This is a genomic window from Streptomyces sp. LUP47B, from assembly GCF_001746295.1.
Lineage (GTDB): Bacteria > Actinomycetota > Actinomycetes > Streptomycetales > Streptomycetaceae > Streptomyces.
This window is the reverse complement of sequence record NZ_MJAH01000003.1, coordinates 277,563-293,554: the sequence shown is the minus strand read 5'-3', so window position 1 is coordinate 293,554 and position 15,992 is coordinate 277,563. Positions and strand designations below refer to the sequence as shown.

General features: G+C 68.5%; 12 protein-coding genes. 6 read left to right on the top strand and 6 right to left on the bottom strand.

Annotated features, from left to right (window positions below; genetic code table 11):
• The first annotated feature begins 4 nt into the window (after nucleotides 1-4).
• Nucleotides 5-1,762: a cellulase family glycosylhydrolase gene (locus tag BFN33_RS11840; RefSeq protein ID WP_069759907.1), complete on the top strand. Its 1,758-nt coding sequence runs from the start codon at nucleotides 5-7 to the stop codon at nucleotides 1,760-1,762.
• A 242-nt stretch (nucleotides 1,763-2,004) separates the two neighbouring features.
• Here BFN33_RS11840 and BFN33_RS11835 read toward each other — a convergent pair whose 3' ends face one another.
• The gene (locus BFN33_RS11835; protein ID WP_069759906.1) at nucleotides 2,005-2,934 is read right to left on the bottom strand and encodes an NAD(P)-dependent oxidoreductase; all 930 of its coding nucleotides are present in this window, start codon (nucleotides 2,932-2,934) and stop codon (nucleotides 2,005-2,007) included.
• A 29-nt stretch (nucleotides 2,935-2,963) separates the two neighbouring features.
• Nucleotides 2,964-3,926, bottom strand: a complete 963-nt coding sequence (locus tag BFN33_RS11830) for a ScbA/BarX family gamma-butyrolactone biosynthesis protein (protein ID WP_069759905.1) — start codon at nucleotides 3,924-3,926, stop codon at nucleotides 2,964-2,966.
• A gap of 477 nt (nucleotides 3,927-4,403) precedes the next feature.
• Here BFN33_RS11830 and BFN33_RS11825 point away from each other — a divergent pair, with 477 nt between their 5' ends.
• On the top strand, nucleotides 4,404-5,066 hold the full coding sequence (locus tag BFN33_RS11825; protein WP_370743274.1) for a response regulator transcription factor: 663 nt from the start codon (nucleotides 4,404-4,406) through the stop codon (nucleotides 5,064-5,066).
• A 96-nt stretch (nucleotides 5,067-5,162) separates the two neighbouring features.
• Nucleotides 5,163-5,819, top strand: coding sequence for a ScbR family autoregulator-binding transcription factor (locus tag BFN33_RS11820; protein ID WP_069759903.1), 657 nt, complete (start codon nucleotides 5,163-5,165; stop codon nucleotides 5,817-5,819).
• 40 nt (nucleotides 5,820-5,859) lie between these two features.
• Here the strand turns inward: BFN33_RS11820 and BFN33_RS11815 are convergent, their stop codons facing one another.
• Nucleotides 5,860-6,219 (bottom strand): helix-turn-helix transcriptional regulator, encoded by a 360-nt coding sequence (locus BFN33_RS11815; protein WP_069759902.1) that lies wholly within the window; start codon nucleotides 6,217-6,219, stop codon nucleotides 5,860-5,862.
• A gap of 474 nt (nucleotides 6,220-6,693) precedes the next feature.
• Here BFN33_RS11815 and BFN33_RS11810 point away from each other — a divergent pair, with 474 nt between their 5' ends.
• Both BFN33_RS11810 and BFN33_RS11805 read left to right on the top strand, forming a co-directional pair.
• Entirely contained in the window at nucleotides 6,694-10,317 is a 3,624-nt protein-coding gene (locus BFN33_RS11810; RefSeq protein WP_069759901.1) for an ACP S-malonyltransferase, read from the top strand.
• 148 nt (nucleotides 10,318-10,465) lie between these two features.
• Entirely contained in the window at nucleotides 10,466-11,956 is a 1,491-nt protein-coding gene (locus BFN33_RS11805; RefSeq protein WP_069759900.1) for a hypothetical protein, read from the top strand.
• Between the two features lie 257 nt (nucleotides 11,957-12,213).
• Here BFN33_RS11805 and BFN33_RS11800 read toward each other — a convergent pair whose 3' ends face one another.
• Nucleotides 12,214-13,668 carry an MFS transporter gene (locus BFN33_RS11800; protein ID WP_079140770.1) on the bottom strand — a complete coding sequence of 485 codons (1,455 nt, stop codon included), beginning with the start codon at nucleotides 13,666-13,668 and terminating at the stop codon, nucleotides 12,214-12,216.
• Nucleotides 13,669-14,010: 342 nt separating this feature from the next.
• Here BFN33_RS11800 and BFN33_RS11795 point away from each other — a divergent pair, with 342 nt between their 5' ends.
• Nucleotides 14,011-14,919, top strand: a complete 909-nt coding sequence (locus BFN33_RS11795) for a helix-turn-helix transcriptional regulator (protein WP_069759899.1) — start codon at nucleotides 14,011-14,013, stop codon at nucleotides 14,917-14,919.
• Between the two features lie 46 nt (nucleotides 14,920-14,965).
• Here the strand turns inward: BFN33_RS11795 and BFN33_RS11790 are convergent, their stop codons facing one another.
• Together BFN33_RS11790 and BFN33_RS11785 are read right to left on the bottom strand one after the other, a co-directional pair.
• Complete coding sequence (locus BFN33_RS11790; RefSeq protein ID WP_069759898.1) at nucleotides 14,966-15,658, bottom strand: NAD(P)H-dependent oxidoreductase; 693 nt, start codon at nucleotides 15,656-15,658, stop codon at nucleotides 14,966-14,968.
• Between the two features lie 110 nt (nucleotides 15,659-15,768).
• On the bottom strand, nucleotides 15,769-15,960 hold the full coding sequence (locus tag BFN33_RS11785) for a hypothetical protein (RefSeq protein WP_069759897.1): 192 nt from the start codon (nucleotides 15,958-15,960) through the stop codon (nucleotides 15,769-15,771).
• Nucleotides 15,961-15,992 lie beyond the last annotated feature (32 nt).

Below are 15,992 nucleotides of genomic sequence, written 5' to 3'. Positions count from 1 at the left end.
GAAGATGAAGGGAACGCACTCCCCCACCGGTCACCGCAGACGCGGCCCCGCCCGTCTGCTCGGCCTCGTGGTGGCGCTGATCGCCGCGCTCGGCCTGATCAGCACCGCCGCCTTCGCTGCACCGGCCCACAAGGACGCGTCCGGGGCACTCGGCTCCAAGGCACTCAGCCCCATGAGCACCGTGGCCGCGATGCAGCCGAGCTGGAACCTGGGCAACAGCCTGGACGCCATCCCCGACGAGACGTCCTGGGGCAACCCCGCGGTCACCAAGCCCCTGTTGGACACCATCAAGGCCCAGGGCTTCCGCAGCGTACGCATTCCCGTCACCTGGTCGGGCCACCAGTCCACCACGGCCCCGTACACGATCGATGCGACCTGGATGAACCGCGTCAAACAGGTGGTCGACTGGGCGCAGGCGGACGGTCTCTACGTCGTGCTGAACGTCCATCACGACTCGTGGCAGTGGATCTCCACCATGCCCACCGACCACGACAACGTGCTGGCCCGCTTCAAGGCGACCTGGACCCAGATCGCGGCCAAGTTCAGGGACTCCTCCCCGACCCTGCTCTTCGAGAGCAACAACGAGCCGCAGTTCAACAACACCACCGACGCCCAGGGCATCCAGTACAACGACGAACTGAACACCGCGTTCCACACCATCGTGCGCCAGTCCGGCGGCAACAACGCGACGCGTCTGCTCGTGCTGCCCACCCTGCACACCAATTCCGGGCAGAACTTCCTGGACGCCCTGGCCGGCGAGATGAAGGCGCTCAACGACCCCAACCTCGTGGTCACCGTCCACTACTACGGCTACTACCCGTTCAGCGTGAACGTCGCCGGCGGCACCCGCTTCGACGCCACCTCGCAGCAGGACATGACCGACAACTTCAACCGGCTCCGCGCCACCTTCACCTCCAAGGGAATCCCCGTCTACCTCGGTGAGTACGGGCTGCTGGCCTACCCCGACAGCAACCACCCCTCCCGCGTCGAACGGGGCGAGGCCTTCAAGTACTTCGAGCAGTTCGGCTACGAAGCCCGCGCCGCCGGAGTGACCACGGCCCTGTGGGACCCCGGAACCTTCGCCTACCTGAGCCGCACCACCCTGAAGTGGACCGACTCCGAGCTGATCAACCGGATCAGGTCGAGCTGGACCACCCGCTCGGGGACCGCCTCCTCGGACCAGGTCTTCCTGGCGAAGTCGAGTGCGATCACCGCCCAGACGCTCACCCTCAACCCCAACGGCCTCACGATCCGTGGGCTCTGGCAGGGCAACACCCAACTCGCCCAGGGCCGGGACTACACCGTCTCAGGCAACCAGCTCACGCTCACGGCCTCCGCGCTGACCCGACTGGCCGGCAACCGCGCCTACGGGACCAACGCGACGATCGAGGCCAGGTTCTCCGCCGGTCTCGCCTGGCCGATCCGAGTGATCACCTACGACCGCCCGGTGCTCTCCAACGCCACCGGCAGCACCACCGGTCTCACCATCCCGACCCAGTACCGCGGTGACCAGCTCGCGACCATGGAGTCCACCTACGCCGACGGCACCAACGCCGGCAACACCGGCTGGACCCCCTACCAGGAGTTCAACGGCGCCTTCTCGCCCGACTACGCCGACAACGCCCTCACCCTCACCCCTGACTACCTCAACGCACTGCGCGACGGTGCGCCGGTGACACTCACCTTCCACTTCTGGAGCGGAGCCACCGTGACGTACCACGTGACGAAGTCCGGCAGTTCGGTGACCGGCACCGTCGGCTGACGGCCCCTCGCCCCGGGTGCCGGACCCGGCGCCCGGGGTCCCGCTCAGCTCTTCGGCGAGGCCGTGCTCTCGCGGATCGTCGAGCATCGCCTGTGCTGCACGGATCTGTTGCCGTACCCGGTCCGCCGCCGGTGTGTCGACGCCGGCCACCACATCGTTCCGCCCACGCGGCCGACCTGGCGGACGGAGCCCGGGCACCCGCCGTGCGCGGCGGGTTCGCGGTCCCGGAAGCCTCCGGCCCGTCAAGTGGCGAGCAGGGTTCGGCGATACCACCCCGCCGACTCCGCGAAGTCCGCCCCGAAGCCCGGGCCGGGTGCCAGGCGCAGGTCTCGCCAGAGCGGGGCGCCGTCGAACCAGTGGTCGGTCCTCAGCATGTCGAGCGCGTGCGACAGCCGGCCTTCCGCCGCCAGGTGCGTCCGCGCACTGGAGACCGAGAGATCCTGCTCCGGCCAGGGCAGCGAGGCGCACTCGGCGACCGCCTGCAACAGCGTCGCCGCGTCGACGGGCACCGGGTGGGCCGCGTGGTAGGTCGTGGACCTCAGATCGGCCGCGGGCGCGAGGCCCGTACCGACCACGAGCCGGCCCAGGTCCCGGGCGGAGATCAGCGAGAGCCGGGAGGCCCAGCCCTCTACCGTGCCCTGCAGCGCGCGCAGGAGACTGGCGAGGCCCGGGACGACCCACATGTCCCCCTGGCCGTGGACCAAATGGGGGCGCAGGACGATCCCGCCGGCTTCGAGAACGGCGTCCTCGGCCATGGCCCGGCTTCGCGACGTGGGTGAACTCGGGTTCCTGACGAGTTGTCCGGGCGTGGCCTCCCAGAAGGTACCGCGGCCGTAGACGGACGCCGTGCTCACGTACACGATGCGGGACACCCCGCAGCGGCGGGCTTCGGCGACCAGGTTTCTCGTCCCCCCGGCGTTGACGGACGCATTGCTGTCGAGTGCCGCGCCGATGTACGACGCGCAGTGCAACACGACGTCCACACCCTCGCACACGCCGCTCAGCGAGTCCGGGTCGGTGAGGTCGGCCCGCACGACCCGATGCCCGGCGTCGGTGACACGCACCGGACGGCTGTGCGACAGCAGGGTGAGGGCCACGCCCTGCCGTGCGGCCTCGTGGAGCACATGGCCGCCGACGAAGCCCGCGGCGCCGGTGAGCAGAACGGTACGCACGTGGGGACTCTCCAGATGACGCGTCGGAATCAGGCGATCGGGCGGCGCAGGTACAGGTCCGCGGTGAAAACCTGTTCTCCCTGTTGGGTGCCGTTCACATGGACCTTGAGGTCTCCGGCCGTGTCGGGGTCGTCGACACGGGCCTCGATCCAGCACGGGGCATCGAGTTCGGCGTACCGGGCGAACTCGGTTTCCAGGCCGAGGAGAAGGGCCGTGGGCAGTCCTGTCGCGGCACGGGCCGCCTGCCGGGCCGCCTCGATCAGGACCATGCCGGGGACATGGTCCACCGGGTGGTCGAAATAGACGGCGTGCCCGGTGTCAACCCGGAGCTCCCACCGGGCCTCGCCGGGCGTCGCAGGAGCGGCGAGTACGACGTGCTCCGGGCCGGCGTGACCCACCTCGGCCGGGTCGACCGGTGCCGGAAGTGCGCGGCAGGTGGTCGTCGGACGCCCCTCGCGCAACCGTCGGTGGGCTGCGGGGCTGGCGCAGCTGAAGCCGGCGCCGCCGGTGGCTATGGTCAGCCCGTCGCGGCGGACGGAGACCTCGTAGTGCATGCCGGCGATGGTTCTGCCTCGGCGGACGATGTCGCGGCACACCGTGCGCAGTTCGACGTCGGTCGGCGCAGAGCCGACCTCGAACGCCGAAGGGGCGGCGGTGAAGGAGATGTCCCGCATCAGGAACTGGTGGCCGAACGGGACTCCGTACTCGGCGTGGGCCAGCAGGCTTCCGGTCTGGCGGATCGACTCGACCATCAGCAGCGGATCCTGGTGGCCGGCCATCGGGGCGAAGAGGGCGTGGCTCCGCGGCCACTGGGCCCGGACCACGAAGGAGTCGGACGGGTTGTCCGAGCCGGTCGGGTCGGCCCGCCAGCCAATGAGGAACACCTCTGCCACGGAGGCGCGATGGACGTACTCGCGCGGGACCGTGGTGGTGAGAAGGGGACCTGCCGTCAAAGCGCTGTCGGTCGGGGTCGTTCGGGCCGTGGCCAGCATGCTGCGCTCCTGTCTCTGTTCATGGACAGGGGCCGACCACCCGTGCGCCCGCCCCCGTTCCCCCGTCACCAACGGAACGCGCACCCCTCGAACATACAGACAGGTCAGCTTGGTTTTAAAGTAAAACATCGACAAAGGCAGGCGGACCTGCCGGGTTAACATGATCGCTACACCCGCCTCATTTGCATGTCACGCGCCGATCAGGCTCAGCGAAGAGATGTTTAGTCGGGAATGCCATCATATTTCCCTGCAGATAAGCGATCTGCCGACCGCTTGACATGTCGGCTCTTCGGGCGAGCAGCCCTGCCTGGCCGCGTTGACAAACCGACAACCTTGCCTGGTACATTCCCGTGGGATTTGCGCTCAACAGTTCGATGTTGTGTCCTTTGGGGGAAGGAGCGTGCGGTGAATCGACAGGTCATGGATCTGACGAGACCACACAGCGGGAGAGGGCAGACGCCGGCCGGAGGACAGGCCTTGCAGGTTCTCGTCGTCGAGAACGACGCCCGCGCCGCCGAGGATCTGGCGCAGGAGCTGCGCAGGCACGGATATCTGGCCGACAGTGTGTCCACCGGCGCGGAAGCACTTCAGGCCCACAGTGGTGTCGACATGGTCCTGCTGGACCTCGACCTTCCCGACCTGGACGGCCTCGAGGTGTGCCGCCGGATCCGCGTGCTCGGGAGCGTGCCGATCATCTCCATGACCGTGCGCGACGCCGAACTGGACTGTGTGCTCGGGCTGCAGGCCGGTGCCGACGACTACCTCGTCAAGCCCTACGGCTTGCGGGAGCTGCTCGCCCGGATGGAAGCGGTGCTGCGCCGGGCCCACCCTCGGTCCGCACCAACGGCACAGGTCATCACGCACGGCCCGCTGCGCATCGACGCCGGGGCACGCGAACTCCTGCTGGAGGGACGGCGGGTGGACCTCACGCCCAAGGAGTTCGATCTGCTGTACCAGCTCGTCTCGCAGCCGGGGACCACCCTTTCCCGCCGTCAATTGCTGAGTCTGGTATGGGACGACGAGTGGTCGCACCGCGGCCGTACCATCGACACGCACGTCAGCAGCCTCCGGAGCAAGCTCGGATCGAGCCACTGGATCGTCACGGTGCGCGGTGTCGGCTTTCGGATCGGGCACGCATGACTCAGTAGGGCTCCGGGCGCATGAGGGCACTGCGCCGGTGGAATATAGTGCAGGCAAGTCTGTATGTTTTCGAGCCTGAGATGCGAGGATCCCACGATGGCCCGACAGGAGCGAGGCATCAGGTCGAGACACTCCATCCTGGAGGCCGCCGCTGCGGTGTTCGGCGAGCGCGGCTACGACGCGGCGAGCACCAACGAGATCCTCGCCAGGGCCGGCCTCACCCGCGGCGCGCTGTACCACCACTTCCCCTCGAAGGAGGCGATCGCCGCCGCGCTGGCGGAGGCTCAGGGCGACGCCCTGGTGGTGCCGGAGCAACCGGTGAAGCTGCAGGCCGTCATCGACCTCACGCTGTCGTTCTCGACCCGGCTGCAGACGGACATGGTGCTGCGGGCCAGTGTGCGGCTGGCCGTTGAGCGGTCGTCCTTCTCGGCCTCGGCCCAGGCTCCGTACAACCAGTCGATCACCGTGGTGGAGGATCTCCTGCGTCAGGCCGAGAAGCAGGGCGAACTCCTGCCGGGGGCCGACCTGTCGGAGGTCGCCGCGACGATCGTCGGCGCGTTCACCGGTTTGCAGGTGATGTCGGAGGCCTACAGCAGCCGGAAGGACCTGCCCGCGCGGGTCTCCGCACTGTGGCGACTCCTCCTGCCCGGACTCGCCGCGTCGGGCATGCTGCCGCGCCTGCGGACCAGTTGCCCGCCCGCGTCCGCGCCCGAAAGCCCGACGGGCACTTCCGGCGAGACCGCACAGGCCTGACGGACGGGCCTGGGTCACGGCGGCGGTCCGGGCCCGGCGCTCACGGGGAAAGCAGATCTCCGGTGCGCGCTTCCCCGACCTCCCGTTTGAACTCCTCGACGACCGAGGCGATACGTTCTTCGTCGCGCCGGTAGTGCGTCCACTTCCCGACACGCGTGGAGCGCACGAGACCCGCGCGTTCGAGCACCGCCATATAGGCCGAGACCGTCGACTGCGCGAGTCCGGTCTTGGCCTGGATGTGACTGACACAGACGCCGACCGTGCGTGGATCGGTGACAGCCGGATCGACCGGAAAATGCTCTTCCGGATCACGCAGCCACTGCAGCACCTGGAACCGCACGGGGTTGGCGAGCGCCTTGAGGGGTTCGATCAGGGTGGCGAGGTCGCCTGTCACGGGCATGTGTCATGCGCCTTCCGGTGCCGAAGCGGAGCCGACTGTGGTCGCATCGACGATAATCGATGCGTTGCGGCCGCGCGAGCCGCCCCTCGCCGTGACGCATCGGTGTCGAGAGCCCGGCGGGCTCCCGACACCGATTCTTAAGTTTTGCCGAGAATTGGCCCTTTCATCTCTCCGGCCAGTTCCTTTTCTCTTCTCTGACATTCCCCTACAGAGACCCGCAGAGGCTTGAAAAACCCTGTACCGGAATGTGTGGAAACAGGTTCGAGCGAGCGGAAGAATTCATTTCGTACTCGCGAGTGAGGATTCCCCGCGCCCAAAGGTGAGCGTGCGATGTTCCCGCCCAGAAGAACCCGAGAGGCGATACTTGTGTCCCCCTCCCTGTCTCATGCACCCACCCGCGCCCACCCCGCACCGGCCGCTGACGCGCGCCCCGCGCTCGTCGAAGACGTCCTCAGCACGACGGACAGAATCCGCGTGGCCGGGTTCTTCCCCGGCCTCGGCAGCCGGGCCTTCTACCGGGATCTCGGCCGGCTGCTCCTCGACTCCGGCGTCCCCGAAATCACCCACATCTACCGCGAAGCTGCCCGAGCACTCGGTTTTCCCGCCCGTCCGGACCTGCTTCTCCTGGACCCCGACAACCTTCCCGAGGGCAGGATGGAGCGCCAGGGCTTCATCGGGGCGGCTTTGCTGGTGCACAGCCTCGCTCTGGACGCGTATCTGCGCGACCGGATCGCGAAGAACGGGGTCCCGGTCGACTTCGCCGCCTACACCGGCGAGAGCTTCGGCATCCTGACGGCCGCGGTGGCAAGCGGCTCCCTCTCCGTCTTCGACGGCACCCGGATCGCCCAGGTGTTCACGCCGCTGATGCTCCAGGCCGCCGGCGCGCAGAACTCGGACGAGTCCTTCGCCCGGACCGTCGCCTCCTATCTGGACGAGTCCGTCCGGCAGACACCCCTGGTCGGAGAGCCCTATCACGTGGTTGCCGTGAAGGCGCAGAGCCCGGACGTCCTCGCGGTGGTCCTGGACGGGTTACGGACGACCTTCCCGCTCACGGACGTCGAGTTGCACAAGACCTACGCCCCGACACAGGCGAACCTCTACGTCCGCTCCGGGGTCCGGCCCGAGTTCGACGCCTTCGTCGCCTCCTTCGCGAACGCGACCATGTCGGAACTGAAGGAGCCGACCGTCTTCCTCGCCCACTCCGCGCGCATGCGTCCCGCCCGGGATGCCTTGGAGCAGTTCTTCGCCACTCACCGGATCCACTTCGACAGCCCCCGCGTCCCTGTGGTGTCGAACCACGACATGTCACTGCTGACCACCGCACACGACGTCCGCGAGGGCGTCCTGGCCATGACGGATCGGGTCATGGCCTCCCGTGACACCTGTGAAAGCCTGAACGGTCTCGACGCGGACATGGTGCTGGAGCTCGGGCTGGGGGCGAAGTCCGTCAGGCTGCTGCAGGACAACCATGTCGTCGCCCCCGTCATGGCCTACACGGGAAGCCATGAGGACACCGCCGGGTTCCTGCGCGCCGTCAACGTGGTGAGCGCCCTGATGTCCCGGCTGGAGGAGCTGTACGGCTCGGGGCGGGAGCTGACGCGCGAGGACTACCACCTCCTGCAGGAGCTGTTCCGCCTCGCTGCCGAGAACGACTTCTGCGACGACTACTTCTCCCGCACCCTCGGGCGCGTCATCACCGCGGAGATGCTGCGCCCCGACCGGGAGGGCTCGCCGACGTTCTACCGGTTCCTGGAGATCTTCCAGCACACCCGGGGTCACAGCGAGCGCATCGCCACCGACCAGGGCGAACTCGTCATCAGGGCGCGGACGAAGAAGAGGATCACCGCGGGCGACTCCACGCTGCTGGGCAAGGCCTACGTGGAACTCACGGTGCGGGACGCGGCCGGCGACGTCCGTGCGCGGACACTCCACACGACCCGTCCGGAGGTCCTCGTCTTCCACTTCGGCGGCCCGTCCGACCTCGACGACCAGGCGCCGGCCCGCAGGACACGGATACTGCTGGACACCCGGCCGGCAGCGTACGACATGCACGACAGGACGCTCGCGGGCCTGCGCCCGGACGGCTGCCACCACCCGGTGGGACAGCGGATCGTCTACCAGTTCCTGCTGTTCAACACCCTCGCCCAGCACCGGCCCGCCCTGCTCGCGCAGAGCGACCACTACCTCGAAGGGGGCGACGTCCCGGGCTGGCTCACGGCCCTGGCCGTCTCCGGAGCCATCTCGCCTGCCGACGCGGTCACCCTGAGCGCCCAACAGACGCCCGAGGAGGTGCGGGATCGGATCCTGAACGGTCTCACCGCGGCCGGGATTCCCCTCGTCTCCCCGGACGGCATGCCGATCCAGTCACGCAAGGATCTGCAGGACGCCACCCGCGCCGTGCTCCGGGACGGCGCCCTCGACACCGAGGTACGGCCGATCCACCTCAACGGCAACTGCCAGATCGTCGCCCTCGACTCGCAGCCGGCGGCGGCCGACGTCGACACCGGACCGTACGCCATCCATGTCGTCGCCGTCACGGAGCCGGCCGAGACCTGGAGAAAGCGGGTCAACCCCGCCCTCGACGCGCTGGAGTACGCCTGCGTCCTCGCCCTGACCGAGGAGAACGAACGTGTCCTGGCCAACGCTCGCAGCCGCCGCGTTCTCTCCAGCACGGTCTACGCCTACATCAACACCGACGAGACGATCGTCGGCTTCGGTCAGGGCGGAAGCGAGTCCATGACCGTCTTCATCCGCAGGGAAGGGGAGGAGCACGTCACCGTCCGGAAGATCCTCAGCGAGGCGCTGACGACCGCGCGCTGGAACCCGGAGGGGGAAGGCGTGATGCTCCCGCCGTTCACAAAGGCCAGGAAACAGGCCGAGTTCCTGCAGTCTCTGCCCGAACCGGTGCGCGGCTACTTCCCCGAGGTCTTCTCCGTCCTGGAGCGTGACGCACCCGTCCCGTCGCATCTGCGGTCCGGCGACCGCACGGTGGATCGGGAAGTCATCTACGAGATGAGCTACGTCGCGGGCGAGGAGGTCAGCCGATACGTCGAGAAGCACACCCCGCCGCCCGCCGTGGTCGCCCGGCTCTACGAGCAGATCATCCGGGTGCTGAACGACGAGGTCCACAGCGTGGGCCGGGTACCGGCACCGGGTGAGACGCTGGACACCTCGTACTTCAGGAAGATCGAGGACCGGCTGGATCTGTGCCGCCGTACGGCACCGCAAACCTTCGGCGCGCATCTCCTGGACACCGACCGGATCGTCGTCAACGGAGTCTCGTACCTCAACCACTCGGCTCTGCTGGAGCGGTTCCGTGCCACGCCGGAGTTCGCGGAGTTACTGGAACCGGCCTTCCACTCCCTCGTCATGGGCGACACGAACACCGAGAACATCAAGATCACCAACGACGACCCGCTACGGCACGCCCAGCGACTGATCGAATCCGGGGCACCGCGAGAGGACATCGACGCGGCCCTGGCGGCCATCACCCCCGCCGCGCTGGGGATCAGGTTCCTCGACCCGCGGGCCATCGGCTTCAAGAGCGACGGCAAGGAGACTCGCGACGACGCGATGTACGACAACAAGCCGTGGCACAACTCCATCGGTCACTACGACGAGATCCACTTCGAGCAGTTCACGATGAGCGTCGACGCCGGCGAAGGCAGGACTCCCCACGTCGACATCGCGTTCCTGCACGGCAACCCGTACCAGAAGGCGTACCGGATACGGGACGTGATCGCGAGCGGCGGCAGCGTCGACACCGAGGCACCCCAAGGCATGGAGGACCACTTCGCCACCGTCATGACGGCCGCGCTGGGTCTTGACGATCCCGACTCGCCCTACCTGCGGGACGACCCGTACTGGCTGATCCGGTTCGTGTTCATGATGGGCCAGCACTTCACGGCGATGCCCCCCTTCCACTTTCAGAAGGAACTGGACGGCACCCTCGTGGACACCTACCAGACCCAGCGCCGCCCGGTCGCCATCTACTGCGAGGGCATCAAGTGGCTGAACTGGGCCCTGCAGATGCTGGAGGGAAGCAGGACCGAGTTCCTGGGCCTCGCCGTACCCCCGCTGCCCTATCTCGACAGCTGACGGCACAACCCCGGGGGACGGTCGCCCTTCCTGCGGCCGTCCCCTCGCCGGGGCGGGCACCTTCACGTCTGCCCGGCCCCAACTCCCTTATCACATCCGCCCGTTCCCGGGCCGGATGGACAACCGTTCCCATCGAAGGACCGGCCTCATGAACTCTGTCACGCGCTCGCTCCCCGTCTCCGGACTGGGCGACATGTCCAACGAGTCCCGGATGATCGCGACCCCGTGGAGCCGGATGCTCCGCGGCATCGGCCTCGGCCAGTACCCGATCGACTACGACGCGGCTGTCGCCGGACACATCCGCGACGCCTTCGACCGCCTGGCAAAGAAGGTGTCGCCGTCCGACGGCTACACCCTGTTCTGCCGCGACATGGCGGACTTCACGCTGAGGGTCGCCGAACCCGGCGGCGACCGTGACTGGATGGCACCGGCCGTGGGGCCGCTGCTGGAAGCCGTCCGGTCCGTGCCCAACCCCTACTACCGGGCCACGGCCGGAAGCATCCTCATGGACGCGTTCGCCAAGCTCGGCCTCGACCTGTCGCTGCTGGTCAACGACGAGCGGGACTTTCCGGCAGAGGTGCTCGGCATGCTCGACGAGATCGCTCCCGACGCGATCCCGGACGAGAACCAGGGGCGGCACGGAGAGTACGAGCGGGTCTCCGCATGCTGCACGGTCTTCCTCGCCCTGGGGCAACTGGGCCTGCGGGACCGTCTGGTCACCGCTGAGCGGAACCACGTCGTCGAAGCGCTGAATCTGCTGGAGCACTTCCCCATCCCCTACTTCTGCGGGCGAGTGGGCGGGATGCTGATGTCCGTGATCGCGCTGCTCGGCTACACCGAGCACATCTTCGACGGCGAGCGCGACTACATGGCGGAGGTTCTCGGGTATCTGACGCGGGCCGACGAGGTGGGGAACTGGCCGGCCTTCCCCAACCCGATGCCGACTCCGTGGCTGAAGGTCTATCCGCTGCTGACGATGCTCAACGCCGTTGCCATGTGCGGCAGGGCGGAGTATCTGACACAGCCGATCGACGCCCTGGCCGAGTCCAGGAAGCTGATGTCCGAGATCCCCTGGAACACCCGGGTCCACATGTCGCAGTACTACGTCATCGCACTGCACAACCTGGGGCGCCTCGCGGACCAGCTGCCCGACCTGAACTCCTTCATGCAGGACGTCACGGCGGTCCTCGACATCGTCGACCCCGGGGAGAACTTCTCCCCCCGGGGCAACGCCTACCCCTACATCATCGAACTGTCGATGATGACCGGCCGAATGGATCTGATTCCGGACGAGGCGCTGGTGCGCATGGCCGACTCGTTCCCCGATCTGGACCGGGTGGGCGACTGGACGAACAGCATCGACGACAACCGGGCGAACCGCGCGTTCCCGTTCAGCTACGCCCTCAACGTTCTCGGCGAGATCGGCGCCGCGGAGCTGATCTTCACGCCCCGGGAGCGCTACGAGGGCCGCTCGGCCATCACCTGGTTCGTCGACGACCTGTCCGAGGACACCAGGGAAGAGGGCGACCGCATCTCGATGCTCGATCACTGCCTGGTCAGCTACGCCCTGAGGATGCGCGGAGCCGACGCCGGGCAGACCAAGCTCTTCCAGTCCTTCTCTTTCCCCTTCTCCGGGTGAACCCACCCCGTCACCACGCGTGGTGACGGGGCACCCCCCACTGGGCGGGCCGGACCGCGTCAATGCGGCCCGGCCCGCCCCGCGGCCGTTGCGGGCGACCACGCGGCCGCTGCGCAGCACGACGCCCGGGCAGGTCATGACCTGTCCGGGCAGTACGTCACGGGCCTGCACACCGGCCGGCCCGCCCCGGCGTCGAGCACCCGGGGCTCCCTCCCTGACGGAGGGACGGCACCCGGGTGGCTCGCACCGCCTGTGGGTTACTGCGCGGTCGACCGGTCGCTGCGCAGGAACACGGCACTGGTGAGGAGGCCGAGGAGCACGATCGCGGCGTTCACCGCGATCGCGACCTTCAGACCGCCGAGGATGGCCGAGGCTCCGGTGCCGGCCATGGCGGCGGTGACGACGGCGCTCATGATCGGCGTGCCCATCGTGATGCCGACCTGCTGGGTCATGGTGGCGAGGCCGGTGGCCAGACCCTGCTCGTGGTTGGCGAGCCCCGAGGTGGCGGTCACCATGAAACCCACGATGGCGAGCATGTTGCCGACACCGCCGAGGAAGCTGGCGACCAGCATCAGCCACATCCACGAGCGGTCGTCGCCGAGGCCGACCAGAGCCGCGGTGAACACGGTCTGCAGGACGCCTCCCACGATCAGCGTCCGCTTGGTACCGATCTTCCCGATGACCTTCGAGGCCGTGACGCCTCCGGTCACCGTTCCCAGGCCGAGGAAGCCGAACGACAGGCCGGCGACGAGCGCGGAGTAGCCGAGCACTTCCTGCAGGTAGAGGGTCAGAGGGAAGACCAGGGAGGTGAAGGTCGCGAACGCGATCAGACCGGCGACATTGCCCCAGGCCACCGACCGCTTGCCGAGCACGCTGAGCGGCACCAGCGGCGCGGACACCTTGCGCTCGACGACGTAGAAGATCACCAGCAGCACCACGCCCGCCGCGAGCGACGACAGGGCGCCTGCCGAGCCCCAGCCCTTCTCGCCCGCCTGAGTGAGCCCGAAGATGATGGCGAGCAGACCGAGCGTGACGCTGACGGCGCCGGGCAGGTCCAGCTTGGGGCGCTCGTCGAGGCGGGACTCCTTGATGATCCTCGGGGCGATGATCAGCACGGCGAGGGCGACGGGCACGTTGATGAAGAACGCCCACCGCCACGACAGCAGGTCGGTGAGCACGCCGCCGAGGATGGCGCCCGTGGTGAACCCGCTGGACATCAGTGCCCCGTTGAGGCCGAGCGCCTTCTGGCGCAGCGGGCCCTCCGGGAACGAGGTCGTCATCAGCGACAGCGCCGCGGGGGTCACGGCGGCGGTGGCCAGCCCCTGGAAGACGCGGGCCGTGATCAGCATCTCCGGGTTCTGCGCCAGGCCGCCCATGAGGGAGGCCGCGCCCAGGACCACGAGGCCGCCGAGGAACACCCGGCGGCGGCCGAAAAGGTCCGCGACCCGGCCGAAGAGCAGGGTGAAGCCGGCCGCGCACAGCGCGAACGAGGTGCCGATCCACTGCAGGTGCGCCAGCGAGAAGCCCAGGCCGTTGCCGATCACCGGCAGCGCCACGTTCAGGATGGCGAAGTCCACGGCCAGCATGAACTGCGTGGCGAGCAGCAGTACCAGCACCAGCCGGAGCCGGGGGGTGAGCACGGCTTCGGCTGGTGCCGTGTCGACGGCAGCACCGGGCGCGGTACCGGCCGCCTCCGTATCAGTGACAGACATGACGTCGAGTCCTTTTCCTCAGGGTTCCTGGCACGCGGCACGCTCGGTCACGTCACGCGCTGTTACGGAAAAGGATCGGCGGCGCCCGGATTCCCAGCCAGAACCCTGCCTTGCACAGCCATCACGAGGGTAGTCATCACACGACTACCCTTATGGCTACCGGCCCTTGGGCCCGACGGGCATCATGGGAGGTCAGTGGCCACGGCCCGACGCACTCCCCCGACCGTTGCGAGGGTAGTCATGACAGCACCGTCCTTACCGCTACCGGCACTTCGGGCCCGGTGGGCAGCACGGGAAGCCTGTGGCCACGGCCTGACGCACTCCGCCGACCTGGAGGCATGAATGGACGCCTCGTCCGAGCTGGGAGACTTCCTCAAGTCGCGCCGTGCCGCGCTGCGCCCCGAGGAAGTCGGCATCACCCCGCACCCGTCCCGCCGCCGTGTCACCGGGCTGCGCCGCGAGGAACTGGCGATGCTGGCCAACGTCAGCATCACCCACTACACCCGCCTCGAACAGGGCCGCGCCACCAACGCCTCCGACGGTCTGCTGGAGGCCATCGCGCGTACCCTGCGCCTCACCGACGACGAGACGGCCCATCTCAAGGACCTCGCCCGTCCCGCCACCGCGCCGTCCCGCCCCGCACCATCGCGGGTGGCGCACGCCAGCGTCTCGGCCCGGCAGCTGCTGAAGGCCATGACCGACGTACCGGCCGTGGTCATGGACCGGCGCAACGACGTCCTTGCCTGGAACCACCTGGGTCATGCCCTGCTCGCCGGACACCTGGCGCCCGAGAGCCCCGACACACCCGGCGACCGCCCGAACCTGACCCGGATGCTCTTCCTGGACGAGCAGTACCGGGAGTTGTACAGGAACTGGGACGACCAGGCCCAACTCGCCGTGGCCGCCCTGCGTCTGGTCGCCGGCCGCCACCCCGACGACCGCTCGCTGGCCGAGCTCATCGGCCAACTCACCATGCACAGCGATGAGTTCGCCTCTCTGTGGGCCCAGCACCCAGTGCGCACCTGCACCTCCGGAGTGAAGCATCTGCGTCACCCGCTGGTCGGTGCCATGGAACTCAGCTTCGAGAATCTCGTCATCCCGGGCACCTCGGGCCAGCGAATGATCGCCTACACGGCAGAACCCGGCTCACCGTCGGAGGCGGCACTGCGGCTCCTGGGCAGCGCGACGGCTCCGGTGGCCCAGGACCCGGCAGCGGTACGGCACGGCGTCACCGCCTCGGCGGTACGGTGACGCCCGCCCCGCTCGGACGTCGAGCGGGGCCGGCGTCGGCGTGGACCTACCGCGCCGTCAACGGGATGGCGGGGAGGGAAGCCGTCGCGGTGCGCGCGACGGACTCCTGGACCGCCTCCAGCGCCGCTGCCCTCTCCCCGTCGGTCAGGTGGGCCGGTCCGTAGGTGATCACGGGTTCGAGGACCTGGTAGCCGACGAACTCCAGCATTCCGCGGTGGATGTGGAACAGGAAGTCGTCCACCGCGCCGAAGGCGCCACCGGGTCGGAACGCCTCTCTGGAGCCGCCGGTCGTGAACAGCAGCATCGCCCGCTTACCGGCGAGCGCGGCGTCGCCGAAGAACCCGTGGTCCCCGCCGAAGAGGGCGCCCATGACGAACACCCGGTCGATCCACCCCTTGAGGATGGCCGGTAGCGAGAACCACCACAGCGGGAACGACAGCACGAGAAGATCGGCGGCGAGCAGCCGCTCCAGATGGTCCTTGACGGCCTCGTCGAGCGTGCCGTCCTGGACCGCGCGCATCTGCTCGGCCTGCGGCTTGAACGGCCCGTCCACAGGGGCGAACTCCTCACGGGCGAGGACCGGGGCCCAGGCGTCGCCGTAGAGGTCCAGGACGTCGACTTGGTAGCCGGCGCCACGGAGGGCCTGAGCGGCGGTGGCCATCTGGGCGGTGCTGAACGAGTCGGGCTCGGGATGAGCGTGGACGATCAGGGCGGTGGGAAGGGCAGCGGAGGTCGACATGCCGAGATCATATCGACGCATTGCGATACGTCAATATGAGTTCGGCGGGTGGCGGGGGGGGACGTCGCGCTACGAGGCGCCAGAGAGGTACGTGTACGGCTGGGCCGGTGTCAGCTTCGTTCCATGCGGGCGCAGATCCGGGTGGCCAGGTGGAAGGGGGTGACCGGGTACTGCTGGAGCGGAGCGACGAGTGTGCGGTGCGCCCTCGCGGGGACGAGCAGCGCGTGCGAAGGCATGGGCGGCGCGCCGGACTGATCGACGACCTCCACGACGAGACACCAGGTCGGCTCACGCTCGACCACAAAGCCTCCCAGGTCGCCGGTCCACAGGATGC